At 59.1% G+C, this 26,287-nt stretch carries 24 protein-coding genes and 1 tRNA gene; 23 read left to right on the forward strand and 2 right to left on the reverse strand.

The genetic code is table 11. The features are described 5' to 3' along the window. The first annotated feature begins 29 nt into the window (after window positions 1–29). The 20 genes from MKZ40_RS00665 to MKZ40_RS00760 all read left to right on the forward strand — a co-directional run bounded on the left by MKZ40_RS00665 (window position 30) and on the right by MKZ40_RS00760 (window position 22,324). Window positions 30–269: a head-tail joining protein gene (locus MKZ40_RS00665; protein ID WP_043336586.1), complete on the forward strand. Its 240-nt coding sequence runs from the start codon at window positions 30–32 to the stop codon at window positions 267–269. 1 nt (window position 270) lies between these two features. After that, the gene (locus tag MKZ40_RS00670; RefSeq protein WP_175089179.1) at window positions 271–1,767 is read left to right on the forward strand and encodes a phage portal protein; all 1,497 of its coding nucleotides are present in this window, start codon (window positions 271–273) and stop codon (window positions 1,765–1,767) included. 9 nt (window positions 1,768–1,776) lie between these two features. Then, entirely contained in the window at window positions 1,777–2,841 is a 1,065-nt protein-coding gene (locus MKZ40_RS00675; RefSeq protein ID WP_175089180.1) for a head maturation protease, ClpP-related, read from the forward strand. 21 nt (window positions 2,842–2,862) lie between these two features. After that, window positions 2,863–3,273 carry a head decoration protein gene (locus tag MKZ40_RS00680; protein ID WP_175089181.1) on the forward strand — a complete coding sequence of 137 codons (411 nt, stop codon included), beginning with the start codon at window positions 2,863–2,865 and terminating at the stop codon, window positions 3,271–3,273. A gap of 109 nt (window positions 3,274–3,382) precedes the next feature. After that, window positions 3,383–4,378, forward strand: coding sequence for a major capsid protein (locus MKZ40_RS00685; protein ID WP_175089182.1), 996 nt, complete (start codon window positions 3,383–3,385; stop codon window positions 4,376–4,378). Between the two features lie 4 nt (window positions 4,379–4,382). Beyond that, complete coding sequence (locus MKZ40_RS00690; RefSeq protein WP_175089183.1) at window positions 4,383–4,700, forward strand: hypothetical protein; 318 nt, start codon at window positions 4,383–4,385, stop codon at window positions 4,698–4,700. Between the two features lie 2 nt (window positions 4,701–4,702). Next, a complete protein-coding gene (locus tag MKZ40_RS00695; RefSeq protein ID WP_175089184.1) occupies window positions 4,703–5,311 on the forward strand; it encodes a phage tail protein in 609 nt (202 codons plus the stop codon). Window positions 5,312–5,337: 26 nt separating this feature from the next. Continuing rightward, window positions 5,338–5,832 carry a hypothetical protein gene (locus tag MKZ40_RS00700; protein WP_175089185.1) on the forward strand — a complete coding sequence of 165 codons (495 nt, stop codon included), beginning with the start codon at window positions 5,338–5,340 and terminating at the stop codon, window positions 5,830–5,832. A gap of 52 nt (window positions 5,833–5,884) precedes the next feature. Next, a complete protein-coding gene (locus tag MKZ40_RS00705; RefSeq protein WP_175089186.1) occupies window positions 5,885–6,637 on the forward strand; it encodes a hypothetical protein in 753 nt (250 codons plus the stop codon). Between the two features lie 126 nt (window positions 6,638–6,763). Then, window positions 6,764–10,246, forward strand: coding sequence for a hypothetical protein (locus tag MKZ40_RS00710; RefSeq protein ID WP_175089187.1), 3,483 nt, complete (start codon window positions 6,764–6,766; stop codon window positions 10,244–10,246). Window positions 10,247–10,279: 33 nt separating this feature from the next. Continuing rightward, entirely contained in the window at window positions 10,280–10,678 is a 399-nt protein-coding gene (locus MKZ40_RS00715) for a hypothetical protein (protein WP_175089188.1), read from the forward strand. 29 nt (window positions 10,679–10,707) lie between these two features. Next, entirely contained in the window at window positions 10,708–14,085 is a 3,378-nt protein-coding gene (locus tag MKZ40_RS00720) for a hypothetical protein (RefSeq protein ID WP_175089189.1), read from the forward strand. Window positions 14,086–14,171: 86 nt separating this feature from the next. Next, window positions 14,172–15,356, forward strand: coding sequence for a hypothetical protein (locus MKZ40_RS00725; protein WP_175089190.1), 1,185 nt, complete (start codon window positions 14,172–14,174; stop codon window positions 15,354–15,356). Beyond that, on the forward strand, window positions 15,353–16,594 hold the full coding sequence (locus tag MKZ40_RS00730) for a carboxypeptidase-like regulatory domain-containing protein (RefSeq protein ID WP_175089191.1): 1,242 nt from the start codon (window positions 15,353–15,355) through the stop codon (window positions 16,592–16,594). The genes MKZ40_RS00725 and MKZ40_RS00730 overlap by 4 nt, the downstream gene beginning before the upstream one ends. Continuing rightward, the gene (locus tag MKZ40_RS00735; protein WP_175089192.1) at window positions 16,591–16,992 is read left to right on the forward strand and encodes a hypothetical protein; all 402 of its coding nucleotides are present in this window, start codon (window positions 16,591–16,593) and stop codon (window positions 16,990–16,992) included. Before MKZ40_RS00730 ends, MKZ40_RS00735 begins: the two co-directional genes overlap by 4 nt. 8 nt (window positions 16,993–17,000) lie before the next feature. After that, the gene (locus tag MKZ40_RS00740) at window positions 17,001–19,085 is read left to right on the forward strand and encodes a hypothetical protein (RefSeq protein WP_175089193.1); all 2,085 of its coding nucleotides are present in this window, start codon (window positions 17,001–17,003) and stop codon (window positions 19,083–19,085) included. A gap of 42 nt (window positions 19,086–19,127) precedes the next feature. Next, window positions 19,128–19,349 carry a hypothetical protein gene (locus MKZ40_RS00745; protein WP_043336619.1) on the forward strand — a complete coding sequence of 74 codons (222 nt, stop codon included), beginning with the start codon at window positions 19,128–19,130 and terminating at the stop codon, window positions 19,347–19,349. 117 nt (window positions 19,350–19,466) lie between these two features. Beyond that, window positions 19,467–20,042 (forward strand): hypothetical protein, encoded by a 576-nt coding sequence (locus MKZ40_RS00750; RefSeq protein WP_175089194.1) that lies wholly within the window; start codon window positions 19,467–19,469, stop codon window positions 20,040–20,042. 558 nt (window positions 20,043–20,600) lie between these two features. Next, window positions 20,601–20,686: transfer RNA gene (locus MKZ40_RS00755), tRNA-OTHER, on the forward strand. A 99-nt stretch (window positions 20,687–20,785) separates the two neighbouring features. Continuing rightward, window positions 20,786–22,324 carry a site-specific integrase gene (locus MKZ40_RS00760; protein ID WP_175089196.1) on the forward strand — a complete coding sequence of 513 codons (1,539 nt, stop codon included), beginning with the start codon at window positions 20,786–20,788 and terminating at the stop codon, window positions 22,322–22,324. Window positions 22,325–22,524: 200 nt separating this feature from the next. Here the strand turns inward: MKZ40_RS00760 and MKZ40_RS00765 are convergent, their stop codons facing one another. Together MKZ40_RS00765 and MKZ40_RS00770 are read right to left on the reverse strand one after the other, a co-directional pair. Beyond that, window positions 22,525–23,421, reverse strand: a complete 897-nt coding sequence (locus MKZ40_RS00765) for a hypothetical protein (RefSeq protein ID WP_175089197.1) — start codon at window positions 23,419–23,421, stop codon at window positions 22,525–22,527. After that, the gene (locus MKZ40_RS00770) at window positions 23,405–23,662 is read right to left on the reverse strand and encodes a helix-turn-helix transcriptional regulator (RefSeq protein ID WP_175089198.1); all 258 of its coding nucleotides are present in this window, start codon (window positions 23,660–23,662) and stop codon (window positions 23,405–23,407) included. Before MKZ40_RS00770 ends, MKZ40_RS00765 begins: the two co-directional genes overlap by 17 nt. Window positions 23,663–23,822: 160 nt before the next feature. Between MKZ40_RS00770 and MKZ40_RS00775 the strand changes: the two genes are divergently transcribed. From MKZ40_RS00775 to MKZ40_RS00785, 3 genes are all read left to right on the forward strand, one after another. Next, the gene (locus MKZ40_RS00775; protein ID WP_175089199.1) at window positions 23,823–25,061 is read left to right on the forward strand and encodes a DNA methyltransferase; all 1,239 of its coding nucleotides are present in this window, start codon (window positions 23,823–23,825) and stop codon (window positions 25,059–25,061) included. Between the two features lie 140 nt (window positions 25,062–25,201). Next, on the forward strand, window positions 25,202–25,816 hold the full coding sequence (locus MKZ40_RS00780; RefSeq protein WP_175089200.1) for a recombinase family protein: 615 nt from the start codon (window positions 25,202–25,204) through the stop codon (window positions 25,814–25,816). 88 nt (window positions 25,817–25,904) lie between these two features. Further along, window positions 25,905–26,285, forward strand: coding sequence for a hypothetical protein (locus MKZ40_RS00785; protein ID WP_175089201.1), 381 nt, complete (start codon window positions 25,905–25,907; stop codon window positions 26,283–26,285). Window positions 26,286–26,287 lie beyond the last annotated feature (2 nt).

The raw sequence follows: 26,287 nt of genomic DNA on the forward strand, positions 1-26,287 counted from the left end.
GTGGCCGGCCAACCTTTGGAGCCTACCCCATGGCATATACCGCTGATGATCTCGCCCGCGTTCGCCAGGCGGTGCTCGATCTGGCCACCGGCCAGCGGGTGACATCGTTTCGCACGGCCAACGGCAAAACGCTGAGCTATGCAGATGCCGACATCGACAAGCTGCGCGAGCTGGAGCGCACCATCGCGGCACAAGTGGCCAGCGCCTCGCATATCGGCCGCCGGCTGAGATCCCGCACCCGCTACACCACGACATCAAAGGGGCTGTGATATGGGCGTGATCAGCACCCTCTCGCGGGGCATGCGCCGCCTCTCCTCGCGGCTGGGGATCAAGGCGAGCGCCTATGAAGGGGCAAGCCAGGGCCGACGCATGGCGGGGCGGGGCGTGACCACCACCGGCCCCAATGCCGCCATTGCTCACTCGCTGCCGCTGCTCAAGTCGCGCTCGCGCCATGCGGTGCGCAATAACGCCTACGCCAGCGGCGCGCGCGAGAGCTACGTGGCCAACCTGGTGGGCACCGGCATCAGACCCCAGTGGTCAGATCCTGAGATCCAGGCGTTATGGGATCGCTGGGCCGGCGAGGCTGACGCCGATGGCCTGGATAGTTTCTATGGCCTGCAGGCGCTGGCGATTGGCAGCCAATTCGAGGCCGGCGAGGTGCTGGGTCGTTTCCGCTATCGCCGCATCAGCGACGGCCTGAGCGTCCCGCTGCAGATCCAGGTGATCGAGGCTGACCATCTGGACGCCAGCCACTCCACCACCCTCAGCGGCCGCGTGATCAAAATGGGCATCGAGATGGACGGCATCGGCCAGCGCCGCGCCTACCATCTCTGGCGCTACCACCCTGCCGAGAAGCTGACCGCGCAGATCAATACTCGCGTTCCGGTGCCGGCCGATCAGGTGCTGCACCTGTTCCGGCGCACCCGCCCTGGCCAGCTGCGCGGCGTGCCTGAGCTGACCAGCGTGATCGTCAGACTCTATGAGATCGACGCCATGCAGGATGCCACCCTCGCGCGCCAGAAACTGGCGCAGCTGTTCGGGGCATTCGTCAAGCGCAAGGCCGATGCCGACCCCGAGGATGAAGGGCCATTCTTTGGCACCCATGGCAGCCATGTCGAGGATGGCGAGGGCGGCGAGGGTATAGACGCCTTCGAGCCTGGCGGCATCCACTACCTGGAGGATGGCGAGGAGGTGACATTCTCCGACCCGCCCGACATCGGCAGCAGCTACACCAACTGGCTGCGCACCGAGATGCACGCGGTGGCGCGCGGTGCCGGCCTGACGCATGAGCAGCTGACCGGCGATCTGCAGGGCGTCAATTATTCCTCGATCCGCGCGGGGCTGCTGGAGTTCCGCCGGCGGGCTGAGATGCTGCAGGCCGATCTGGTGATCCACAAGTGGTGCCGGCCTATCGCGGCCAAGTGGCTCGATACCGCCGTCAGCAGCGGGGCGCTGGTCATTCCCGATTACGCACGCCGCCGCGCGGATCTGCTGGCCATCGACTGGATCGCGCCCAAATGGCAGTGGGTGGACCCCGTGAAGGAGGTCACCGCCGATCTGATGGAGGTGCGCGCCGGCTTCAAGCCTCGCGGCGAGGCGGCAGCAGAACGCGGCTGGTCGCTCGATCAGCTCGATAAAGAGATCGCGCGCGGCAACGTGAGCGCAGATGACCAGGGGCTGGTGCTCGATTCCGACCCGCGCCGCGTGGCCAAGAACGGCACCGCGCAGGCGAACGACCCAGACCCTGACGCCGACCCCGACCAATGAGGAATCACCATGAAATGGTTTGAAGTTCAGGCGGCCGCCGATGGCCGTCACGCTGACGTGTGGATCAATGACCAGATCGGCATCGACTGGTGGAGCGGTGACGGCACCACGGCCAGCGCGTTTATCAACGCCATCGCGTCGCTGGGCGATGTCGAGGCACTGACCGTGCATATCAACTCGCCTGGCGGCGACGTGGCCGATGGCATCGCTATCGCCAACTATCTACGCGGCCATAAGGCCCAGGTGACCACCCGCGTGGAGGGCATCGCCGCCTCTATCGCCGCGACCATCGCCATGGGCGGGGATCGCCGCGAGATGGCCACCGGCTCGCTGCTGATGATCCACGACCCGTGGACCGTCGCCATGGGCAACGCCACCGAGATGCGCAAGCTCGCGGATGATCTCGACACTATCCGCAATGGCATCGTCGAGCTATTCGTCGCGCGTGCCGGCGAGGCGCGCCGCGTCGAGATTCAGGAGGCGATGCGCGCAGAAACCTGGATGACTGGCGAAGACGCCATGGCGCTGGGGCTGATCGACGCCGTGGAGGCTGACATTAAGGCGGCCGCCTCGATTGGCGATTATTCCCGCGCCCTGGCCGCTGCCGGCCGATCTGCCCAGCATCACCTCGAGCAGCAGCGCGCACCGGCGCAGCCGGCACCGGCACCCAGCGCCATGAGCGCCGCCGATGCCCTGGCGCTGGCCTTCGACATCGAGCCGGCCCAGGCCGAGGCCCGCGCCGCTGAGCTGGGCGATCAGATCCTCGCCTGGCGCGACAAGCCGGCCACCTCGCCGGCACCTGACGCCGCTGCCCTGCAGCGCGAGGCTGTCGCGGCTGAGCGCGAGCGCGTGGTCGCCATCATCGACACCTGCACCACCACCGGCCAGCACCAGCTGCTCGCCAAGCTGGTCAGCAGCGACATGCAGACCGACACCGCCCGCGAATACGTTTTCGACGTGGCCGCTGCCTCGAGCGCCGGCGTGCATTCCAGCCACTCGCCCGAGGGTGGCCAGCGTGCCGGCATCGACACCCAGGGCATCTATGCCCGCCGCCGCGCTCGCAGCGCATCCTAACCGCACCACCTGGAGAGCATCATGACCCCGATTCAACACACCGAGCCGGCCCGTACCGGCGAGCACGTACTGTCCGAGGCTGCCGGCTATCGCTCACGCGAGTCGATTGTGGTCGCATCTGGCGTACTGGCGGCAGGCACCGTGCTGGCCATTACCGCTGATGGCACCTATGTGGCGCATGACCCGACTGCCAGCGACGGCACCGAGATCGCTGCTGGCATCCTCTATGGACCGGCAGACGCCACTGATGGGCCGGTGCAGGCTGTCGCGCATGTGCGCGATTGCGAGGTGAATGGCACCGGCATCACCTGGGCTGACGGCATGACCGATGGCCAGCTGGGCACGATGAATGCGGGGCTGATCAATGCCGGCATCATCGTGCGCGGCGTCGAGCTGCCGGTGGGCGTGCTCGCCGTTGAAGACCCCGCCTGATAGGCACCGTGCCCCAATCTCTCACACCGTCTGATGCGCCGCCCACTGGGCGGCGTTGTCGTTTCTAGCGCACGACCCCGACCGTTCCCGACATCTCAAGGAGGGCGACATGCCCGCTGATATTTTCTCCTCTGACATCTTCTCTATCGGCAGCCTGACGGCCTCGATCAATGAAGCCGATTACGTGCCGTCCCGCCTGGGCCAGCTGGGCATCTTTGAAGAAACCGGCATTGCCACTACCACCGCCACCGTCGAGAAGGATGGCGACACCCTAGCGCTGGTGCCGGCTGGCGAGCGTGGCGCGCCGGCTGACCCGCTCAAGCGCAACAAGCGCACCGGCGTCACCTTCAATGCCGTTCACTTGCCGGTGACTGACACCATCCGCGCGGATGAAGTGCAGAACGTTCGCGCCTTCGGCAGCGAGGATCAGCTGGTCGGTGTGCAGCAGGTGGTCGATACGAAGCTGGGCCGGATGGCTCGCCGTATCGACGCCACCCTCGAGTGGCAGCGCATGGGCGCGCTGAAAGGCAAGATTCTGGACGCTGACGGCCAGACCGTGCTGACGGATCTCTATAGCGCCTTTGGCATCCAGCAAACCACCGTAAAGATGGCGCTCAATACCGATAGCACCAGCGTGCAGGGCAAGGCATTGGACGTGCTCGAGAATATCGAGGATGCGCTCAAGATGCTGCCGTTCACCAGCGCGCATGCGTTCTGCGGGCGCAGCTTCTGGCGCAAGCTGATCAATCATCCGAGCGTGCGCGAGACGTATCTCAACCAGCAGAGCGAGAAGCTGCGCGGTGATGCGCGGGATTCCTTCGAGTTCGGTGGCATCACCTGGGAGCGTGCTACCGGCCGCGTTGCTGGCCAGCCTTTCGTGATGGATGGTGAAGCTAACGTGATCCCGATGGGCGTGCCGGATATTTTCCTCGCGCACTACGCGCCGGCCGACTATGCCGATGCCGTCAACACGATTGGCCTGCCGTTCTACTCCAGCACCGAGCGCCTCAAGCACGGCAAGGGTGTAGAGATCGAGGCCCAATCTAACCCGATCATTCTCAACACTCGCCCAGGCGCGTGCATCCGTTTGGTCGAGACGGCATAAGCCAATGAGTATCGACGAGATCGAGGCAGCCGCTAACCGGCGGCTGTTCGGTGTCGGCGGCCTCAGCGTGCCCGCCACCGTTACCCCGCGTGGCGGCGCGCCCATTCCCACCAGCATCATCATCGACCGTGACGCCACCATTACTGACGATTTCGGCATCGTGCTGGAATCGCGCTGTGAGATCGGTGTGCTCACTGAGGAGGTGGGGCGGGTGGATCGGGGCACGCTGATCGACACCGGCAAACCCGATGACCGCTGGACGCTGCTCGAGCCAATTGGCGACGACGGATTCGAGCAGCGCTGGACAGCCTCGAGGTACTGACAATGGCAGCGACGAGCCTGGATCTGCGCGACCTCGAGGGCGTCGCTGACGCCTACCGCCTGGCACCCAAGGCGGCGGCCAAGGCGGCGCAGCTCGCGCTCAATTCTGCCGCGCGGCGTGCCCGTACCTTGGGCAGCGCCGCGATACGCCAGCAGGTGGCACTTTCTGCCGGCTATGTGAATGACAATCTCAAGGTGCGCACCTTCGCCACCTCGACGGATCTCTCGACGCGGATTGCGGCCAATCCTCGCGCGGTGCTGCTGACGCGCTACGGGGCCAAGATGCGCACCGTGGCGGCCACCAGCCGGCGCGGCCTCAAGGGTGACCCAGCACGGGGCATCGCAGCAGGTCGCAAGGCGGCAGGCGTGAAGGGCGTCAGGGTGAAGACTGGCGGCGGCACCAAGCGGATCGAGGGCGCATTCTGGGTGCGACTTGCTGGGAGTGGCCAGTGGGCACCGGCAGAGCGCACCGGCGATGGGCGCAGCGACTACCGCGTGATGCACGGCCCCAGTGTTTACCAGGTGTGGTCTGACGTGCGCGGCACTGTCGCGCCCCAGGCCATGCAGCACGCTGCCACCGAGTTTATCCGGCAGTTCGACCGCCTGAGCTGATCCTGCCCATTCTCTGAGAGGTCACCATGCCCGACTCACTGGCAGCGCCTGAGCTGCCGATCACCACGCAAGCCATGCGCGCACTGCAGGCCAGGCTGGCCAGCATCACGCGAGCCAATGGCTATCACACCGATCTCGGCCTGAGCGTCTGGCGGGGATTCTGGATTCTGGCGCTGGGTGCTCGCCAGCATGTGCCGATCCTGGCGCTGCAGTCTGACACCGAGCGCCCCACCGAAACGCGGCAAAATCGCGTCAAGCTCAGCACTGACGCGCGCCTGGTGCTGGTGGTCGATGCACTGCCGCGCAGTGAGGACGATGCGACCGCCGGCGAGACGGCAATCGAGGCAGGGCTGGCCGATCTGCGCCGGTGCCTGCTGATGGACCAGAGCGATGATCTGACGCGCGTGCTCAAGCACAACGGCATGACCCTGGGCGCGGCCGAGTACGCGCTGGCCGAGGATTCCCGCTACGCCCTGGCATCCATGCCAGTGACCATGGAGTGCGTCGAGCACTACACCTGACCGCGCATCACTGCACGACACCCACCACCCCGCATATCTGGAGAGCCACAACATGGCCACGAAAACCTATAGCTACCTTGGCAAAGGCATGGTGTATCTGCGCAACCGCTCAAGCGGCGGCGGCCTCAAGCAAGTAGGCAACTGCAGCGCGCTCGAGTTCTCTGTCGAGACGGACACCCTGACCCAATCCGACTACACCCAAGCCGGTGGCGGCAACGCCAACGAGATCCAGCGCGTCAGCAGCGTTGGCGCGAGCATCACCATGCTGGAGCTGCGCCCCGATAACGTGGCGATGGCGCTGCGCGGCACCCGCTCCGAGGTGCAGAGCGCGCCCGTCACTGGCGAGCGTCACACTGCCTATCCTGGCACCCTGCTGGCGCTCAGCAAAACGCCTGACCGCACCGAGAGCATCACTGTCACCATCGACCCCGATGGCGCGGGTGATGCAGCCATCGAGGATGTCGATTATGAGATCACCGGTGCTGGCGTCTACGTGACCGAGGGCGGTGCTATCTCTGAGGGCGATGTGGTCGCCATCGACTACACCAGCGCAGAGGCGGACGTGATCGAGGCCATGACCGGCAGCGGCGACGAATACGAATTGGTATTCGATGGCTTGAATGAAGCCGAGAGCGACCGCCCCGTGACCGTCACCGCGCACCGCGTCAAGTTCAGCCCGACCACTGGTCTGGCGCTGATCGGTGACGACTTTGGCGAGCTGTCACTCGATGGCAGCCTGCTGGTCGATTCCAGCAAGGTCGGTGCCGGCGTGTCGCGTTACTTCAAGGTCGCCATGGCGCGCTAAGCGCCACGCACTACCACCCTAGCGGCTGAGCTGCTGGGGCTTATTCCAGGCGGCTGGAGATCCGGCCGCCCCTGAGTTATCCACACCCGCCCCCGTGCGGGTGTTTTTCTGCCTGGAGATGCCGCCATGGCTCTGACAGATCGCGCCGTCGAGCTGGTGCTCAAGGCCAAAAACCTGATTTCTCCGAGTACTGAGGCGGCCGCCGATAGTGTCAGCGACTTGTCGGCCAACGCCGAGGAGCTGCGCAGCAACCTGGATCAGCTCGAGGATCAGCGCGCCCTGGTGCGCGCCTTCCAGCAGGCCACCACTGCCACCGGCAAAGCGCAAAAGGAGTGGGACAAGGCCACCGACAAGGTGCGTGCGCTCGAGCAGGAGATTGAGGCCAGCGGCCAGGCGAGCATCGCCCAGCAGAACCGCCTCAACGAAGCGCGTGCCGTTGCCGCTCGCGCCGGCGCAGCGTATGAGCAGCAGGCAGCGCAAGCCGCCCAGCTGGGGCAGAGCCTGACTGACGCCGGCATCAATACTGGCAATCTCTCCGAGGAGCAGCTGCGCCTGGCGCGCGAAGCCCGCGAGGCCCAGAACGCACTCAACGGCCTGGGCAGCTCAGCCGCCCAAGCAGGTGACCAGGCCGAGGAGGGCAGCACGGGGCTGCAGCGTGCTCGCCAGGCGCTCAACGATTGGAGCAAGGCGGCCGCCGGTGCCGCTGTCGCGGGTGGTGCATTGGTCGCGGGCTTCGCGGCGCGCATGACCTCAGAGCAGGCGGATCTGGCGCGCGAGCTGGATAACGTCAGCAAGCGCACCGGCGTGGGTATCGTCGCGCTGCAAAAGTACCGCTACGCCTTCGAGCGCGCGGGGCTGGATGCCGACGAGGCCGGTGACATCTTCCAGGATGTGGCCGACAAGATCGGGGACGCATACGAGAATGGCGGCGGCGACGCCATGGATGCGCTCGAGGGACTGGGCATCGCTGCAAAGGATCTGATCAATCTTGCCCCTGATCAGATGTTCCTGCGCCTGGCCGACGCCATGAAGGATCTACCCCAGGCGAGCCAGATCAATTTCCTCGAGGGACTGGCGAGCAACGCCTCGCGGCTGCAGCCGCTGCTGGAAAACAACGCGGCACTGTTGCGCCAGCTGGGTGATCAGGCCAGCGAGATGGGCCTGATCATGTCGCCCGAGCAGATCGCCAACCTGATCAAGACTGAGGAGGCGATCAACGGGGTGCAGACCCGCCTGCAGGGCATTGCCACTCAACTGTTTTCCAAGCTCTCGCCGGCGGTGGAAGGTGCCGCCGATGCCTTCGATGACGCGCTGAAAGACAACCCCAAGCTAGTCGATGAGCTGGCCACCGCGATCAGTGGGCTGATCAAGATCGGCACTGACTGGGTGCGCAGCTTTATCGACAACCGCGATCAGATCGCGGATTCGATGCAGTCGCTGGTCGATGTCGGCCAGATGATGGGCAATGGCCTGGTGGCGGCGTTTCGTCTGGTGCAGTCAGCCGCTGCCGGCGTGACCGCCGGTGTCGCGTCGCTGAGCACCGGCATCCTGCAGCTCAACGCCAAGTCGCTCGAGCTGCTGAATAAGGTAGGCATTGCATCTGATAAGGAGGTCGCCAACGCCCAGGCCAAGGCCAAGGCGGCAGAGCAGACGCTCTATGATCTCAACAAGGATGCCGAGCGCTACTTTGATCAGGCCATGGAGGCCGGCAAGGCTGCGGCAAACGCCTTCGACAATTCGACCGAGGCGGTGGAGGAGCAGGCCAAGGCGACCGGCATTACCGCTGATCAGCTCGACAAGCTGGCTGATGGTGCCGATGTAGTCGATGGCAAGATGCTGTCATTGGCCGAAACCCAGCAGCGGCAGGCTGATGCGACTCGCGCCCAAGGCAAGGCAGCAGCGGCAGCCGCTGAGACTCTGGGCACCTCGCTGGAGGAGCTTAGCAGTGGAATATCGGATGGCGAGGCTGAGGCAATAGACGCCTTTGACCAGCTCGCCAATAACGGCCAGGTCAGTGCCGAGCAGGTCGCAGCCGCATTCGAGAAGGCCCAGGGCGCGATCAGCTCAGATGAAGGGCTGGCCGCGTTTCGTGCGCTGCTCGAGGAGCTGGTCGAGTCCGGTGTCGCTGGGGCGGATCTGATCGAGAAGCATCTCAAGGCCAGCGGCAAGGCAGCCGCTGACACCCTGGGGCTGTCGCTGCAGGATCTGACCACCGGCATCAGCAAGGCCGAGGCGGACGTGATCGAGGCGTTCGACACGCTGGCGCGCCAGGGCAATCTGACCGGCGAGCAGCTGCGCACCGCGTTCGGTGAGGCGCTATCGCAGCTCGAGGGTGACGAAGCGCTCGACGCGATCCGCGAGAAGCTGGCCGGCCTGGTGTCGGATGGCGTGACGGGGGCCGGTGCGCTGCGCAGCGTCTGGACCGAGTACAAGGCCAGCATTGACGACACCACCAGCGCGCTCGAGGAGCAGCGCGCCCAGGAGGCTGCCACCCAGGCCGAGGCGATCAAGAATCTGCGCATCATCCAGAATGCGCGCAGAGAGGCCCAGGCCGAGGAGGAGGCAGCCACCCAGTCAGCCATCAGCAATGTGGAGGCGCGAGCCAGTGCCATCGGGGGCGGTCTGGCGGCCGTCTACAACAAGGCGGCCAATGCCACCCAGGCGCTGAGCGCTCGCGCCGGCACCGCCTTTAAATCAGCCATGACCGGCAGCAGCGGCGTCACCGGCACCGTGGATCTGCTGCGCGACAAGATCGCTCAGCTCGAGGAATCCGTGGGCAATGCCTTTGTGGCATGGAAAACCCGCGCGGACCCGATGGGCGTCAATAAGTATCTGGCCAAGGTGGCAGCCAATTCTGGCGCTGTGGAGCTGGAGTTCCGCAAGCAGCAGCTTGCGGCCACTGAGCTGGTCGAGGCGTTGGGCAAGGTATCCAGCAGCGACCCAGGTGCTGGCCTGCGCAACCTGGCGGCCGACTCCGGCCAGGCTGTCAGCGCCACCCATCTGCTGAGCATGTCGAGCGAGGATCTGCGCCGCCAGTTCGATCTGCTCGATGATGCCTCGCTATCGAGCCTCGAGGGTGCCATTCAGTCGGTGCGCAGCCAGGTGGACTCACTCTCTGACAGCGTGAGCGACACGCTGTCGAGCCTGCGCTCTGAGCTGGCCAGCCTGCAGGGTGACAGTGCCCAGGTGGAGGCGCTGCGCTACCAGGAGCAGCAGCTCGAGCTGCAGCAGACGCTCGACAAGGCCCGCGCCCTTGGCGATGCCCAGACCATCAGCCAAGCCCAGGAGGCGCTGAGGCTGGCCGAGCAGGCCCACGACCTACGCCTCGCGGACATCCAGGCCCAGAGCGAGCAGGAACGCCAGGAGGCGCTGCAGGCTGAGGCGGATCTGCAGCGTCAGGTGCAGGCCGGCGAGGTCACCCAGCGCGAGAACAATGCGGCCGCCCAAGGTCGCACCACCCAGCTGACCACCTCGCTGCAGGCCCAGCGCCGCGTCGCGGTGGATCTCAATATCGGCAATCAGCAGGTGACGCTCAACGGGGTGGACGAGAGCGAGGCTGACGCCCTGCTCGACACCCTCTCGCGCGCCTCGCGCACCGCTGCCCGCTGATACCGCATCACCCCATAACCGAGAGAGACACCCATGCCGGTGACACTAGAGGGCATCGCCCTGCCTGATGATATTCAGTGGACTGATGAGATGGTCAGCCACGGGGTGGGGCAAGTGCAGACGCCCACACTGACCGGCGCGCTGGTGGTCGAGGAGAGCGCCCAGGCGGCCGGCAGATCCATCACGCTGGCCAGCGGTGGCGGTGCCTGGGTGACGCGCTCCACCGTGCTGGCGCTATCCGAGCTGGCCGCCACGCCGCGCCCTGCTGACACCCCGATGGTGCTGGTGTGGGGTGATGGCCGGACCTTCGATTGCGTGTTCGATCACGCCGCCGGCGAGGCAGTGTCAGCGTCTGAGGTGCTGCGCCTTGCGGCCGGCAGCCAGGATGCCGATCACCCCTACACCATCACCCTGCGCCTGATCACCGTCTGACACCCCATCACCTTGCTGGAGCCAGCCCAATGGCCGACGAAACAATCCATAGCGGCGACATCCGCATCCTGCAGTCCGAGCGCATGACCGACAACGCCGATGGCGGTGGCCGGCTGACTGGCCGCCCCGTGACCGATGGCGCGAGCAATGACATCTTTGATGACATCTCTGACCTCGATCGCGCCGCGGGGCGCACCTCGCTGCGCAAGGTCGGGGCCGGCGTACTGACCGACAACACCGCCCAATATTTTGGCGCGCACGCGATCATTGACCAGGTGCCGGCTGATCCCAATGTCAGCGTGGTGATGTTCGATACCGGCTCGCCGTCTGACGAGCGTGCCGAATCCCGCGATTACGTCGAGAGCTATGTGACCGCCGGCGCGACCTCGCGCATGACGCTGCTGGGCGATCAGCTGGCCGGCCAGCGCAGCATCATCACGTTTCAGATGCCAGAGGCCACGCTGCCCGATCTGGGTGATGTGCTGGCGTTGATGACCGAGCAGGGCGATGCCGCCGGCGAGGTCCAATATGTGCGCATCTCTGAGATCGACCACGAGATCCGCACATTTGAGTATGAGAACGGCAGCAACGTGCAGACGTTCGAGCGCCGCGTGCTGACGCTGGGGCTATCCACTGCGCTGCGCCAGCGCGTCTATGGCGTGCAGCCCAAGCCTGGCACCCTCAACCCCGATACCGTGATCCGCGAGGGGCAGAGCACCGATGCCGCCCGTTACTATGGCGTCAGCACCCTGACCCAGCCGGCCACCTTCGGGGCCAATAGCGTCACCGTGGCCAGCACCTATGCGCCGCTTGTGCCGGCCACCACCACCGAGCAGGCGGTGACCGATGTACAGGTGGGCGGCACGGCCACCATCAGCGTCAGCAGCGGTGGCTCGACCTTCGAGGTGGCGCAGATCGCCAGCACCACCCAGATCGCTATCGAGCTGAATAATCGTGGCTTCACCTATGTCAGCCGCCTGGACCCGCTGCCGGCACCTGGCAGCGTGGTGATCGCTTATCGCTCGCTGGGCAAGTGGTATGAGCTGCGCGACGATGACGCGAATGGCGATCTGAGCGGCAGCGGGGCGGGGCGCGTGGACTACGCCACCGGATCTGTCAGCGTGACGCTGGGCGGTCTGCCGGATGTCGGCAGTTCGGTGCTGTTCAGCTGGGGCACGCCGGCCCACTATGAGGACCGCGCCGGCCAGGCCACCATCGACAAACCCTGGATGACGTTCGTGCTCGATCACGCCGGCGTGATGCCTGGCAGCGTTACCGTGCGCTGGATCTCTGGCGGCAGCGAGAAGACGGCCACCGATGATGGCCTGGGGAGCCTCAGCGGCGCAGCCACCGGCCGCGTGGTCTATGGCTATGCCGACGGCAGTGGCGCGCCCCAGCCTGGCGAGGCTTATGTCGAGTTCAATGGCGACGCCTTCCCAGATGCCAGCACCCAGGTCGAGATCGAGTATGACTACGGGGCACCGAAAACCGAGCAATTCCTGCCGTCTGCCAACGGGGCCGGCCTGGTCAGCCTCAGCATCAGTGATGCGCCGGTGCGTCCTGGTAGCGTGGCCATCACCTGGTCGGTGGTGCGCACCTGGTCGAGCAGCGAGAGCGAGTCGCGGACCAGCGCCCGCACTGGCACCGTCGAATGGGTGGAGCAGAACGGGGGCGAGGCCGATGTCACCTACACCATCACCGACGATGGCCGTGGCGGCTTCAATGGTGGATGGGAGGGCAGCATTGACTATGCTACCGGCGCGGTAACCTTCGAGGTCGAGAAGGTCCGCGAGGTCAAAGAATGGGATGATGACCGCCCCCAGGGGCGTGACTGGGGCAGCAAAGAAAAGCGCGACGTTTTCGAGAATGGGTCGAGCGTCTGGCTGACCAGTCAGCTGGACAGCGCCGCCCCGACCACCCACACCATCACCCAGGATCTCGCCCCGCTCGATGTCGAGCTGATGCCCCTGCTGCAAGATAGCGTTGTACCAGGCACCCTCAGTTTCATCTTCCGAGGCGATACGTTCATCGACCGCCAGGGCAGTCTCTATCGCAGCGTCACCAGCAACGGGGCCGGCGTTCTCGCGGGGACCATCGACTATGGCACCGGCGATGCCCGCATCACCGACTGGCCGAGCGGCACCAGCGCCACCATCACCGTCAAAACGCTGGTGAGCACCTTCGGCACCTGGACGCTCGATGAGGCGTATTTCCGCACGCCAGGCTCGCCGCTGCAGGTGGGCGGTCTGCTGATCCAGGCCACGACGCTCGACGGCCGCTCGATCACCGGCCAGGCGGCACTCTCTGGCGAGATCGAGGGTGACGAGATGGCAGGCTCTGCCAGCTTCGAGACGGGGGTGGTGCGCGTGACCTTCGGCAAGCTGGTCAGCAATGACAGCCTGAGCGCTGCCGAGCGCGCCGAATCCTGGTACGACGCCACCGCCGTGGATGACGCCGGCATGATCTGGCGGCCCACCGAGGTGATCCCGAGCACCGCGCGTTTCAATGCCGTCATTCTGACCACGCTGCCGCTCGAGGCTGAGCTGATCGGCATCGACCCCGTGCGCCTGCCCAGCGATGGCCGCGTGCCCATCTATCGCGCCGGCGGCGTGGTGGTGGTGCATCACACCGGCCGCGCCCCGTTCCCGCTGGGGATCGGTGGCGGCACCACGCTGGATGTCGGCCGCTCGCGGCTGGCCAGTCTGGTGGTGGAGGACGCCACCGGCGAGGAGGTGCCAGCCACCCAGTACAGTGCAGACCTCGACGCCGGCACCGTGCAGCTCGCCGCGCCTGACACTGCCACCCACCCCGAACCCTGGTACGCCCTGCACCGCGTCGAGGATATGCTGCTGGTGGGTGATGTGGATCTGTCGGGGGCGCTGACCCTCAAGGGCAATTTGAGCCACGACTACCCCGCCGGCGATACGCTGGTCAGCGCCGCGATGGTGGCCGGCGATCTGCAAGCGCGCGTGGCTGATTTCTTCGATCTCTCGAGCTGGGATCGAGACTGGAGCAAAGACGACAACGATGGCGCAGATGGCACCCTGGCCGAGTACAACGTGACCACCTACCCGCCGATCATTACCAATCGCGGGGCCATCACTGAGGATTGGGCGCTGATCTTCACTGGCTCGAGCACGTTCCGCATTGTCGGCCGCACCGTGGGCGAGATCGGCGTGGGCAATATCAATGAGGACACGTCGCCTACCAACCCGAACCAGGGCGTACCCTATTGGACGCTCAAGGCGGGCGGCTTCGGGGCCGGCTGGGTGAATGGCAACGTGATCAGATTCTCGACCATCGGCGCGAGCTTCCCGATGTGGCTGGCGCGCGTGATCCTGCAGGGGCCGGCCAGCGGCCAGCAAGACAGCTTTAGGCTGCAGATCCGTGGCAACGCCAACGCCTGACCCTAGACGGCAGGCGCAACCCTCTATCCCTATCCCTCAACCGCCCAGCCACTCGCTGGGCGGCCTTGTTTCTGGAGACGTTCAAGATGGCCGATTATCCGGTGAAGTGGTTCAGCAATGACATGGGTGGCGCGCCGGTGCTGGGGGATACCTCAGCCGGTGATTTCATCGCGCTGCTCAAGGCGTGCTTAATCACGGGCTTCAATGTGACGCCGGTGGCAAGCGCCACCTATGAGGCCGAGAGCGGCGAGGTGCTGGTCACGCTGACCACTGGGCACGGCTTCAAAGCCTGGCAGGTGATCGAGGTCAGTGGCGCAGACCAGGAGAGCTACAACGGCCAGCACCGCGTGACGAGTATCGGCAGCGACTGGGTGCGCTATGCGCCCGACGCTGCGCCCAGCGTGTCACCAGCCACCGGCACCACTATCGAGATCAAAGCGGCACCGGTGGGCGGCTGGCAGGTGGTGGCAGAGGATGCCGAGAATCATCGTATTGCATTAACGCGCACAGACCCTACCGCCACCGATATGACCTTTATTATCGAGAACAACGGCAATGAGGGGGATTATCCGTCAGGGGGTGAGATGGTGGCGCGCGTTCGAGTTTGCGAGGCATTTACTGACCTTGATACATACGAACAGGCGTTAGAGGAGTTTTGGCCGGCTAGCCATCGCTATGCAAATGATCAGACGTGGATGCTGGTAGCTGATGCACGACTGATTTTCTGGACGCCAAAATATGGGCGAGAAAATAAAAGCGGCACTGTTATGCTGGGCGATATTGACAGTGTTCGCCCTGGTGATGCTTATCATTGTGTGCTTAATGGGCTTATAAGCGGTAGTACAGCTGAGTGGGATTCAACCGCTGAAAGTTATTATTCAAACATGGCGGACTTCGAGGGTAATACTAACCATCAGGGCATCGCGCGATCATATTATCAATTGCCTGGCTCTGCGCAGTGGACGTTGGCGGGCATATCTTCTGGTATGGGGGGATTACTTGACTACCCTAACCCACAAACAAATGGCTTTTATGTCTCCACTGGGCGACTGATGGTAATAGAATCCGGCGGCCTGAGAGGATTTATGCCTGGCTTGCTGCAGCCTCTCCAGACCTCAGCCGTTTACGCAAAAGCGATTATAGATACCTTGCCCAGTCTGGAGGGGGTGCCCGTCTTGTTTTGGTTGTCTTGCTCCGCTCAGCATTCGAGTAGTCCCGAGGTTCTTTTTGCATGGCGTCTGGATAATTGGCGCGGGGAGAGCATCCAATGACAATTGCCACTCTACCTGTGGAAGATTACGGGGCGACCATTATCTCAGGTGACTGGGTAGTGAGCGGTGATGCTATTCGCAGCAATCCCGCACTAACCGACAACAGGGATTCGGAAACGATTTTCGATCTTTTCGGGGCACTGCCGGAAGGAAACAATATTGCCAAGGTATTCTTTTCCTATCGCGTATCATCGGAAGACGGCTACGATAAATTAAAAATTATCGGCCCAGATATAGATGTCGAGATTACAGGAGAGACTGACTGGGCTGAGCATTCTGCGCTTCTCTACCGAGGGCAGACGTTCACACTCAACTATGCTAAGGATAGGAGCAATTCCGCAGGGGAGGATGCAGGATTTGTCGGGCAAATTAGATATGAAGCGTATTCAGAGTTCCCATACCACGCCAATATTGCGATGGTATCTGGCGACTGGGTGGCAGACGCTGCAGATGGCTCGATTCGCAGCAAAGACATAACGGATAGTGAATCAACCACCGTTACGCTGGACCTTTTCTCATACGGTGAATCCGACTATACGGCCATACACCTAGAAATCTTTGTCTCTACCGAAGAAGAATACGACAAGGTTTTTATTGTGGGGGCTAGTAGCCAAGAGTTTTCAGGTAATTTAGGGTGGATATACCCAAAAGTCATTCCTGATGATGATGGCTTGCTGACTATTACATATCAGAAAGACGTTTCAAATTCTAAGAATGCGGATTATTCACGCATTGATAATGTGATATTTGTGAAGGGTGCAGAAGGAGCTGCGCCAATCGCTTATTATACTGTGTCAATGCTTGATACCTTGCCCCCGCTGGGCTTCTACCCTGAGCCGGCACCCCGTCTACCTAATCCCACGGCTATAAAGCACAGTGGTCGCTCGAATGTTTTAGGCGTTGCAAGGGCGACGAACCAGATAGGCCATATTGATCAGATCGACGGTAGCGGTGCCAATGGCACGCCGACTGGCGGCGTCTCAGATCCGGCCCGCATGGGCGTCATTGCCGGCACCGTGCTGGACATCCAGGCCCAGCCCGTCAGCAGGCGGGTGCGGGTGCATGAGCGCGCCACTGGCCGCATCGTGCGCGAGACGTGGAGTGGTGCCGATGGCAAATACCGCTTTACAGACCTCGACCCGCGCATCGCGTTCTACGTGATGGCCTTCGATCACACCCTGCAGCAAAACGCTGTCGTTTCCGACAATGTGCATTCTGAGGTGGAGGACAGACCGTGATCAGCTTCTCGACAAGCGTAAAAGATGCGCGCCTGGCGGCCATCGCCGGTGCGATTGATGCCGGCGATTCGCCGGCGTCATTCGTTGTGTACTCCGGCACCCGCCCATCGCCTGGGGCTGCCGTCACCGATCAGGTGGCGCTGGCCACGCTGGAGGTGCCCCAGCCATTCGCCGCCGATCTCTCTGGCGGCGTCCTGACGGGGGCGGGCTTCGAGGAGGTGATGGCCGATGCTGATGGCGAGGCCACCTGGGCGCGCCTGGTCGATGGCGAGGGTGCCTGGGTGATGGATCTGGATGTCGGCATCGAGGGATCAGGCGCTGACGTGACCATCAGCTCGACAACGATTTATCGCGGGATACTGACGCGGATCAGCCGCATGGTATTCGCTGAGGGCTAGGGGGCACCGTGAGAGAGATCAGGCTGCAGTTTGTCCAGGGTCTTGCGCCCTGGAATGCGCGAGCGCTCGAGCTGCGCCTGGGGGGCGATCCTGGTTTGTTGCTGCTGTTCGCCGGTTACTATACGCCGCCGGCGGGTGGGCATGTGGTGCTGGGCTTCGGCGGTGCCACTGAGGCGGTGGAGCTGCCGCGCGAGCTGGTGCTCGATGCTCAGCTGACGCCGCCATCCCTCGATGCTCGACTCGCCCAGGGTGGAGCCATCGAGATCGCGGCCAGCCTGGTGATGCCGGCCGCCACTGTGCGAGCGCAGCTCGAGCTGATCCAGTCGCTCAGTCTGGAGGCCACCACGCCGCCGGTGTCGGCAGAGATCCGCGTCGAGCATGGCGTCAGCCTTTCGCTGGTGGCCACGCTGGGTGCGCCGGCGGTGGTCGATGTCGCGCTGACCCGCGAGATCAACGTCTTTCGAGGGCCATCAGATAGTGCCGGTGCCCGCTTCGAGAACGCGGTCCCGCTCGAGGTCCAGGGCAGCACCCGCTGGGAGCAGCCTGCTCGCCCCTATGGTGCCACCGCGTCAGGCTTCGAGCAGGGCGCAACGCTTGCGGCCAGCCAGGGTGGCCAGTGGTCTGCCCGCCCCCGCACCGATGCCACCAGTGGCTCGCGGTGGGAGCAGGCCGAGCGCATCCTGGGCACCCTCAGTGGCAGCCAGTGGCTGCAGCTGCCGCGCGTCCGCCGCGCCTCGCGGCCGGTATGGGAGCAGGGGCAGGGCATCGCGGCTGCTCGCTCGAGCGGCTACCAGCACCCACCCCGCAATGATGCCCGCCGGCGCTCGATGTATGAGGAGGCCCGCACCCTCGAGCCGGTGACGATGGATGTGCCCTATCAGCAAGGGCGCACCGCTGGCGACGATTGGCGCGTGCCCTGGGAGCAGGCCCGCCGGCCACCGCCTGGCCTCGACTTGCCGCCAGATCCGCCTCAGCCGCCGGTGCTCGAGCCGGTGGAGGGTGGCACCACCCTGCAATTCTGCCACGCCATGCCGAGCGCCCCGTGGGTGCTGCAGTTCGGTCTGACGTGTGAGATACCCACCCCGACCATTCCCGTCAAAAGGCTCTATATCGTGCAAAACTCCGCGCGCCTGGTGCGCCTATCCGATGGCCTGGAGCTGCCGGCCACCCAGATGACGCTCAGCATCGACGCTGACAGCTGGGCATGGTCATTCTCTGCCGGCCTGGCAGGGCGTGACGCCCAGGCGCTGGTGACCGGCACCGATGGCCAGCCGGTGGAGGTGATGGCCGAGATCAATGGCGAGCAGTGGCGGTGCCTGGTGGACGGCTGGCGACGCTCCGAGAGCTGGCAGAGCCATAGCGTGACCATCAGCGGGCGCTCGCTCGCGGCGTACCTGGGCGCGCCCTACGCCACCGCGCGCAGCTACACCGAGGACAGCCAGGCCACCGCCTCGCAGCTTGCCCGCGCTGAGCTGCCAGAGGGCTGGTCACTGGATTGGCGCATGACTGACTGGGTGGTGCCCGCCGGTGCGTGGAGTTATGACAGCCTCGCGCCCATCGACGCCATCTCGCGGATCGCCCAGGCGGCCGGCGGCTATGTGCAGGCCCACCAGCAGGATCAGACCATCATCGTCGCGCCACGCTTCGAGGCAGCGCCCTGGCGCTGGGCTGAGAGCGAGGTCGATCTGGCGGTGCCGCGCGACATCATCACCCAGCTGGGCAGCGATCAGCAGCCAGGTGATGCACGCAATGCCGTTTGGTTGCATGGCGACACCGGCGGCATCCAAGCCCAGATCATCCGGCAGGGCACTGCAGGTGATCAGCTCGCACCCACCGTGGTGGATGCCCTGATCACCGATCAGGCACCGGCCCAGTCGCGCGGGATCGCTGAGCTGGCCGCTACCCTACGCCAGAGCACCGAGAGCCTGCAGATGCCCCTGGCGGCCTCTCTGGGCGGCCTGCTGCTGCCTGGCATGATGATCGAGTGCGATGGCTGGCGTGGTGTCTCGCGTGGCGTGAGCGTCAGCGCAAGCCTGCAGGGGCGTGCCCTGAGCGTGCGCCAGTCTATCGAGCTGCAGAGATTCCATCTGTGATGGCGTCGTGTGGTATCAGTTCAAGCAAAGGAGGGGGATAGCATGGCCAATCCATATCGCCGCCTGCTGGCGTTGCTGCCGACCACGCCGCGTCAGGTAGGCGAGGTGATCAGCGTCAGCGGCTCGCGCGTTCGCGTGGATCTGGTAGGGGGTGGGGTGCGCACCTGCCAGGGCGATGCCCAGGTGGGTGGCATGGTCTACGTGGAGGGGGACCAGATCACTGGCGTGGCTCCAAGCCTGCCGGTGGTGGTGGTCGAGGTGTGATAGGCTGTTACAAATCTTCCCGTTGTAAATATTGCAACAGATACCCCTTGCATTTATCCTTGCCGTCCCCCAAGACTATGGGGGTAGAACACGCATCATTGATGCAAGGGGAAAGACATGGCTACCAGCAATTTTGTGCAAACATCTAATTTTGCGAGGCCTTATTTTGCTTCGTTTAATTTAGTGGCTGCAGTAGCATCTGCTCTAGCGTTCTTCGCTCCAGTTGCCCAAGCTGCTGTTGAGCAGCCTGAGAAGGCTCATTATGCAGAAGCTCCTGTTGCGAAGCATCTTCGTGAACATATCGATCAAGCGCTGCATAAAGCCAAGCAGTGTGCAGATGTTTTCGAGCGTGCTTGTGTAAAAATTTCTAATGCTCCAGCTGGTGGTGTAGCAGATCATCAAAATTTTGCTACTATAGCTCATGTACTTCGTGATAAAGAAGCACAATTAGATGAAGCTATTGCAGGATTGGATAAATCTACGGCAGAGCAGTATGGATTAATTCAGCTGCGCAGAGCTGTTGCTCGAGCACGCTCTAAGGCAGCTACTGCTGAGCTGCTTGCTAAGCAGACAACTATCACTCCTCAATCGGTTGATATGTTGTCGGATAGTGCTGCACTGAGTGCTCTGGCTGATCATATGACATCAGGGATTGGTGCACATTTACATGGTGAAGAAGCAAGTAGAAGTTGAGCTGCACCCTGAGACGCAATTATTGTTTGAAGAAGTTGAGTCGTCCTTTCCTGGTTTGATACAAAACTTGGTAGACGACTTTCGTGCGTGGGTAGAATCTGGCGAGGAATACTGGCCTAGACGCTTTGGTAAAGTCAGCTACTACAATCAACCACCATCTGTTCGTTCCGCCTCTTTATTACATATGCACATATGCATGCCTCCAAGAGAAGGGTTTCCGGACAGGATTCCGGTTGCAGATAGGAAGTGTAGGGTTGGTGAGCCTGAGCGAGATGCAGCCCTAGTCTACGTACAGGGCGAGCTGTATGAGGAAAAGTACTGCATTTTGGCTTTGCTGTATCCCAATGCGCATGAGAAAGCCCAAGAAGAAAGGACCATTCTCGAGCTAGCCAGGCTGGCAAGAAATTTTCGAGACGAAAACTAGGCCTAGGTCGGAGTATCGAAACCTCTCTAGTAAGAAAGTTTGGTCGCAGTTTGGTCGCAGACTGCGACTAAAAGGCGGGGGCAGTGTGAATCATGGAATATCGCAAGTTATTGATTTTCCTCGAAAGGCCCGCTGCCAGCGTGACCCGAGATCTATCAAAAACGGATTCAAAATCCGCCGCTTAATAGGCGTGTCGGTTCGAGTCCGACCACCGGCACCATCCTTAGCTGTAAGTCCCGTGGTTACTAGGGGCGAAAGCTTGGATGTATTTCCGAAAGGGTAGGTGGGTCACTTCGGGTGATACACTTTCTAAGTCAAAATGCCCTACGGAACCTATCTGATTCGCTCCCGTCATGCCTCTCAATGGTATGCCCGTATCATCATTCCCCATGATGTTCGTGAGCACTTCCGGCAACGTCGGGAGATTCGTAAGACTCTCAATACCTCTTGTAAAAAGACTGCCAAGCGACGCGTCCTATTGGTATGGCTTGCCTATCAGGATGTTTTTGATGCTTTGAGGAAAGGTCAACCCGTGACTACTGTGTTTCCTACTGATTGGGGAGCGCTGGCGGATCTCACGACCGCAATCCAGCCCCTGAAGGTTTCAACACCTCGAGATTTCGGCGCCAAACTAACTATTTCTCACATCGAGCCCTTGAAGGCTCATCGCGTCAGTTCCGGTGAAACGCTGGTGGTCGAGTTGGTAACTATTAATCCGGTTACTGGCGAGATTACAGTGAAAGATGCGACTGACGGCGACATTAAGCTCATGAAAGAGCTGGCACCACACATCTGGAGCCAGCAAGGGCGGCAGGAGGGGCTCGCAACATCGGTCCTACCCCAAACGCAACCGGATGCATTGCCCCTGAGTGAAATGTGGGATGGGTTTGTTGAGGAAAGCATGACGCAAGCCAAACAGAAGTCTCAGCAGAGCATTCGCCAAGCCTTATCCGTGCTCATTGAGATTGTTGGTGATCTCCCAGCAAATAAACTTGATAAGCAGGTTGTTCGTCTGTTTATAAAGGAGTTGGCCAGTTATCCAGCTCAGCGCACCAAGGGTAAGAGAAAAAGTCTGACGTTGAATGAGATAAGGGCTGGAGATCACAAAGTAATATCCCCGCGAACGCAGATCAATATCATTAATAACCTGCACAACTTTGCTGGTTGGCTTGTGGAGATTGGAAAATTAGATAGCAACCCGTTCACCCAGAGGAAAAAACAACAAGTCAAGCAGCCCCCCAGACGGAAGACCTGGACTGAGGATGAGCTGGCGCTTTGGTTCTCATCTGACCTGTATCTGAAGCACAAAAACAGCACATCAGAGCGATGGAAGTATTGGCTCCCCTTGCTTGGCATATACTCTGGTGCTCGACTGGAAGAGCTGGCGGCGCTGGCGCCTAAAGATATTAGTGAACATGGAGGGATACACTTCTTCGAAATTCATGCTCGAGATAACCGGAGCGTCAAAAACGCCAGTTCATGGCGGTATGTGCCCCTTCACTCTCATCTGATCAAGCTTGGCTTTTTGGATTACGTCATTAGCCGAAAAGGAGAAGAGCGTTTGTTTAGCCTTGTCCCCTATAATGGCGAGTATGGTAAGAGCGCATCGAAGGCGTTTGGCTATATTCGACAAAAGCTGGGAATCGAGCCGACATTCCATGGCTATCGCCATACTGTGGCCGAGGCGTTGAGGATCAAGAATACGCAGACTGAGCACATTTCGTGGTTACTGGGACATTCCGGCAAAACTATGACAGATCACTACGGTAGCGATGCTGACAAGCGCTACCGTCTTCCCTTATTGTCTAAAGCAGTCGAGCGGCTAGATTGGTCTCACATTTTCACTATAACTACTTGATAACTTCTAACGCTGCCCTACCTTATAGTGGGGCAGCGTTTATATGGGGCATCTAGCGAAATTTAATATACCAATATCGAAGACTCAAAAGGGGTAGTTCTTGCTATTCATGTGGAAATCTATAAGTTACACACCAAGTCAATTGGTTAGAGTTTGTAATTGATATTCTTTTGAACTATGTTCAGGAAAGTTATAGATCTTTAAGAGATGCCAATCGGGCGCAAAATTTCCTCGCCATCCTCTCCTATAAATATATCATAGGCTCCTGTTGTATCCCTTTTGCCTGTAGGTGTAGGGTTATATAAGCTCATTCCTTTTCCAAGAAAAGAAGCTTTATTATCGAATCTATCAGGCGAGAATCCGATACATATTAAAGGTAGAGATACTTGATTCAAATAGTGCCTCTTCTCCAACTCTTGGAATGAACCGTTTCTATTTGATACAGGCCATATTCTTGTTGCAGAATTTGCTTTGTCTGTGCTGGTTATGAATACGCCAGCATCTATATATCCTTCTTGGAATAGAATAAAGAGTTTATTAAAGGCTCTAAAGGAACTCGCTATGTTTCCAGTCTCAAATTCAACTCCCAGTCTAAATTCAGAGTCAAAGTATTCCTCTTTAAATAAGTGTTGGGTTTCAGGCGGTAAGTTGGCGATGTCATAAAAATTGCTTTGAACATACATGCCATAAAACATCGGGAATAGAGTGTATATAGAACTTTCCGGCAGGTCGTTTTTTTCTATATATGAGTGTAGCACCTCAAGTAGTCTGTTTGGGTCTTTTATTTTATAACCAGTGCCTTGTATTCTTCTTGTTATCAAGCCATCTATATTTTGACCATGCCGTTTAGTTTCTCCGTAGCATCCATCAATCATGCTCAAGTTACTTTGAAAGCTATTTGACAGGTAGGTGGCCGAATTCATGACACATGTCGTTACCTTTTGATTTCTTTGTGCACGGAAATATATAGTGTCATTAACTACGAATTCATTGTTGGATGTAATTATCTTCTGCAAGCAACTAGAGACAATATCTATTGCATTGTCTCTGACTTGATGGGGAATAAAGCTACCATCGTGCTTAATTTCGATTTTCATGGTCTAAAATTCTCTTTGTATTTGAGATGACATCGGATGGGGCAATGTTTAAAGCTTCACATACCTCAATGAGGCGAATAATTGATATTCTCTTTTGACCACTCTCGATTCGCGCGTAATGTCTTCGGTCAACACCGATAGCTACAGCTATGTCATCTTGAGTAAGTCCTGCACGGTTTCTCTCTTGTCGCAGCTGTGAGCCAAGAACTTGGCCTAGTAATTTTGCTTTGTGCTTCTCCATCGAGTGCACTCCTTGATAGCTGGTTACAAGCTAGCAGCGGATGGTCTATACTCGAGGGACCTATAGGTCCCTTTTCGAAGAGAACTTCTAAGAGAGCGGCTTTGGTGTGTGATAAAATTCGAATAGTTTTTAAAGTTTACGACTACCTAGCAGGCGTTTAATGGAATATTCAAATCAGTTTTTTAAAGCACTTGGGGTAAGTTCCGAATCTAGGAAAGAAGTTAAAGATCTTTCGAAATTGACGGGCATATCTGTGAGTAGGCTTGGCTACTACAATAGTAAGAATATCCTTCCTTCTGGTAAGGATCTTTCAATAATCCAAGAGGTTTTGGGTATTTCTGAGCTTGAGCTGTCATTGAAAATGGGGCGACTTAATCAAAAGTGTATAGGTATGATTCAGGAATACTCCGATTCAATCCTAAAACTTATTGGAGATATTGATACAAATCAGCTGGAGAATAAAAGTGTCGACCCAGTATTTGAGACAGAGTTAGGGAGCCTTTATCGAGAGGATTGTCTTGATTACCTAAAATCTATTGATAGTGATAGCGTAGATTTAATTTTCGCTGATCCACCTTTTAACTTGGACAAGATGTATCCTTCAGATATGAATGATAATCTGAAAGAAGAGGAATATCTTAAGTGGACCGAAAGTTGGATGAATGAATGTATTAGAGTTTTAAAGCATGGCGGCTCATTCTTTGTTTGGAATCTGCCTGCCTGGAATGGTAAGTTTTCAAATTTTCTAAACGGTCGACTTAACTTTAAACATTGGATTGCAGTTGATATGAAATATAGTCTTCCAATAAAAGGTAGGCTCTATCCTTCTCATTATTCTTTGTTGTATTTTGTTAAAGGTGAAAAACCTAATAAGCTGAGTGCAGATAGACTACCTACACCTACTTGTCCTAGCTGCTTTGGGGATATAAAAGATTATGGTGGTTATAAGCATAAAATGAATCCAAAGGGCATTAGTCTCACTGACGTTTGGACTGATATTCCTCCGGTTAGGCATGCTAAATATAAAAAGAGGACAGGTGCGAATGAGCTATCAGTGAAGCTAATGGATAGAATAATCGAAATGTCAACAGATGAAGGTAACCTTGTTCTAGACCCATTTGGAGGTTCAGGAACTACATTTATAGTTGCAGAATTAAAAGGAAGGAGATGGACGGGTTGTGAGATTGGTCCTTGTGAGGAGATTGTAGAGCGGTTCCGCAACCAGCATGAGGATGCAGAAAACTTGAAGAATATTCGATCAAATCTAAACCATTTGTTCACTCCTACAGTGAGAGTTAAAAGGGAGGCGCGCGGTCTATGGACCGCTGAGTCAGTAGCTAAGAAAAAAGAGAAGGAGCAAAAGGCTCACACGAGCAGAGAATTCACCCTCTTCGATTAGCACTCGAATGCTAGGCGGATAGGGTATACCTAAAGCAACACGCCTCCAAAGGTGGTTATTCTGTATCGTTATTTTGGTTTTCGGACTCAAACCGCTACGCTTGTTACCGATACATGCTAAACGATACAGGAGCATCTCAAATGTTTATCCGAGCTTACCTTCGAGCTAGCACAGAGGATCAAGATGCTGGACGGGCCCGTAGCCAGCTCGATGCCTTTGCAGAAGAGCATGGTCACAAGGTCGCTAGCTATTACACTGAGAATGTATCTGGGGCAGATGCTGAGCGTCAGGAGCTCCGGCGCTTGTTAAAAGACTCCCAGGCTGGTGATGTTCTGCTAGTGGAAGCTATAGATCGACTATCGAGGCTTCCAGGAGGTGATTGGCGTCGTCTTAGAGCTGAAATCGAAGCGAAAGGGCTACGAGTAGTGGCTGTTGACCTTCCTACTAGCCATCAAAGCCTAAGAGTGGTGGAGGGGGATGAGTTCACAGCTCGTATGCTCGATGCCATCAATTCAATGATGTTGGACATGATGGCTGCGATTGCTCGAAAAGATTATGAAGATCGTCGACGTCGACAGGCACAGGGGATTATGAAAGCGAAATCCTTAGGTGTGTATAAGGGAAGGCCTAAAGATAATGAGAAGCGAACGAAAATTTCTGAATTACTTGCCGCAGGCAACAGCGTAAGGAAAGTTGCAGGTTATTTGGGTTGCTCGACGAGCACTGTTCAAGATGTCAAGAAAAATGGTGTGTAGCAGATTTGGTATGCAAGTTATGCATAATGACTGTGCAGCTGATTTGTATTTCATATAATTCAGTTAGTTTTCACTAACTGAGGTTTGTATGAGCAAGTATAAGCGTAATGATAACTTGGCTAAACGAGCCAGCTTTAAAGGTAGTTCTGTTAACCGAACTCATCGCCGTGCTCGGCGGAAAGAAAAGATTCGAATTGAGACGGCCAAGAGGTTCGGAATGGCTCCAGTAACAATTTTACTACCTGAACAAACCATAGATAAGATAGTTTCTTATCGCGAAGGAGGGCTTATAAAAAAGCCTGTCGAATGCATCATTTTCGAGGCTCTCGCTAAATACTTGGAATCTGTCCAGGCTCCTGAATGTAGCCGGTATCCATCTAAGAAGGATTTATCTACTTCTGAGGTGGCGGCAAACCTTCTTTGCATAGATAAGATTGCCAAGGCGGCTTTGGCCGTTAGTGGGGAGTAAAT

Origin of the sequence: Cobetia sp. BMC6, from assembly GCF_029991385.1 — a bacterium.
In the GTDB taxonomy this organism is placed as follows: Bacteria; Pseudomonadota; Gammaproteobacteria; order Pseudomonadales; family Halomonadaceae; genus Cobetia.

What these genes read in the sequence shown, in the direction of transcription:
- MKZ40_RS00665 (WP_043336586.1), top strand. Translation starts at nt 30, where the DNA reads ATGGCATATACCGCTGATGATCTCGCCCGCGTTCGCCAGGCGGTGCTC.
- MKZ40_RS00670 (WP_175089179.1), top strand. Translation starts at nt 271, where the DNA reads ATGGGCGTGATCAGCACCCTCTCGCGGGGCATGCGCCGCCTCTCCTCG.
- MKZ40_RS00675 (WP_175089180.1), top strand. Translation starts at nt 1,777, where the DNA reads ATGAAATGGTTTGAAGTTCAGGCGGCCGCCGATGGCCGTCACGCTGAC.
- MKZ40_RS00680 (WP_175089181.1), top strand. Translation starts at nt 2,863, where the DNA reads ATGACCCCGATTCAACACACCGAGCCGGCCCGTACCGGCGAGCACGTA.
- MKZ40_RS00685 (WP_175089182.1), top strand. Translation starts at nt 3,383, where the DNA reads ATGCCCGCTGATATTTTCTCCTCTGACATCTTCTCTATCGGCAGCCTG.
- MKZ40_RS00690 (WP_175089183.1), top strand. Translation starts at nt 4,383, where the DNA reads ATGAGTATCGACGAGATCGAGGCAGCCGCTAACCGGCGGCTGTTCGGT.
- MKZ40_RS00695 (WP_175089184.1), top strand. Translation starts at nt 4,703, where the DNA reads ATGGCAGCGACGAGCCTGGATCTGCGCGACCTCGAGGGCGTCGCTGAC.
- MKZ40_RS00700 (WP_175089185.1), top strand. Translation starts at nt 5,338, where the DNA reads ATGCCCGACTCACTGGCAGCGCCTGAGCTGCCGATCACCACGCAAGCC.
- MKZ40_RS00705 (WP_175089186.1), top strand. Translation starts at nt 5,885, where the DNA reads ATGGCCACGAAAACCTATAGCTACCTTGGCAAAGGCATGGTGTATCTG.
- MKZ40_RS00710 (WP_175089187.1), top strand. Translation starts at nt 6,764, where the DNA reads ATGGCTCTGACAGATCGCGCCGTCGAGCTGGTGCTCAAGGCCAAAAAC.
- MKZ40_RS00715 (WP_175089188.1), top strand. Translation starts at nt 10,280, where the DNA reads ATGCCGGTGACACTAGAGGGCATCGCCCTGCCTGATGATATTCAGTGG.
- MKZ40_RS00720 (WP_175089189.1), top strand. Translation starts at nt 10,708, where the DNA reads ATGGCCGACGAAACAATCCATAGCGGCGACATCCGCATCCTGCAGTCC.
- MKZ40_RS00725 (WP_175089190.1), top strand. Translation starts at nt 14,172, where the DNA reads ATGGCCGATTATCCGGTGAAGTGGTTCAGCAATGACATGGGTGGCGCG.
- MKZ40_RS00730 (WP_175089191.1), top strand. Translation starts at nt 15,353, where the DNA reads ATGACAATTGCCACTCTACCTGTGGAAGATTACGGGGCGACCATTATC.
- MKZ40_RS00745 (WP_043336619.1), top strand. Translation starts at nt 19,128, where the DNA reads ATGGCCAATCCATATCGCCGCCTGCTGGCGTTGCTGCCGACCACGCCG.
- MKZ40_RS00750 (WP_175089194.1), top strand. Translation starts at nt 19,467, where the DNA reads ATGGCTACCAGCAATTTTGTGCAAACATCTAATTTTGCGAGGCCTTAT.
- MKZ40_RS00760 (WP_175089196.1), top strand. Translation starts at nt 20,786, where the DNA reads ATGCCCTACGGAACCTATCTGATTCGCTCCCGTCATGCCTCTCAATGG.
- MKZ40_RS00765 (WP_175089197.1), bottom strand. Translation starts at nt 23,421, where the DNA reads ATGAAAATCGAAATTAAGCACGATGGTAGCTTTATTCCCCATCAAGTC.
- MKZ40_RS00770 (WP_175089198.1), bottom strand. Translation starts at nt 23,662, where the DNA reads ATGGAGAAGCACAAAGCAAAATTACTAGGCCAAGTTCTTGGCTCACAG.
- MKZ40_RS00775 (WP_175089199.1), top strand. Translation starts at nt 23,823, where the DNA reads ATGGAATATTCAAATCAGTTTTTTAAAGCACTTGGGGTAAGTTCCGAA.
- MKZ40_RS00780 (WP_175089200.1), top strand. Translation starts at nt 25,202, where the DNA reads ATGTTTATCCGAGCTTACCTTCGAGCTAGCACAGAGGATCAAGATGCT.
- MKZ40_RS00785 (WP_175089201.1), top strand. Translation starts at nt 25,905, where the DNA reads ATGAGCAAGTATAAGCGTAATGATAACTTGGCTAAACGAGCCAGCTTT.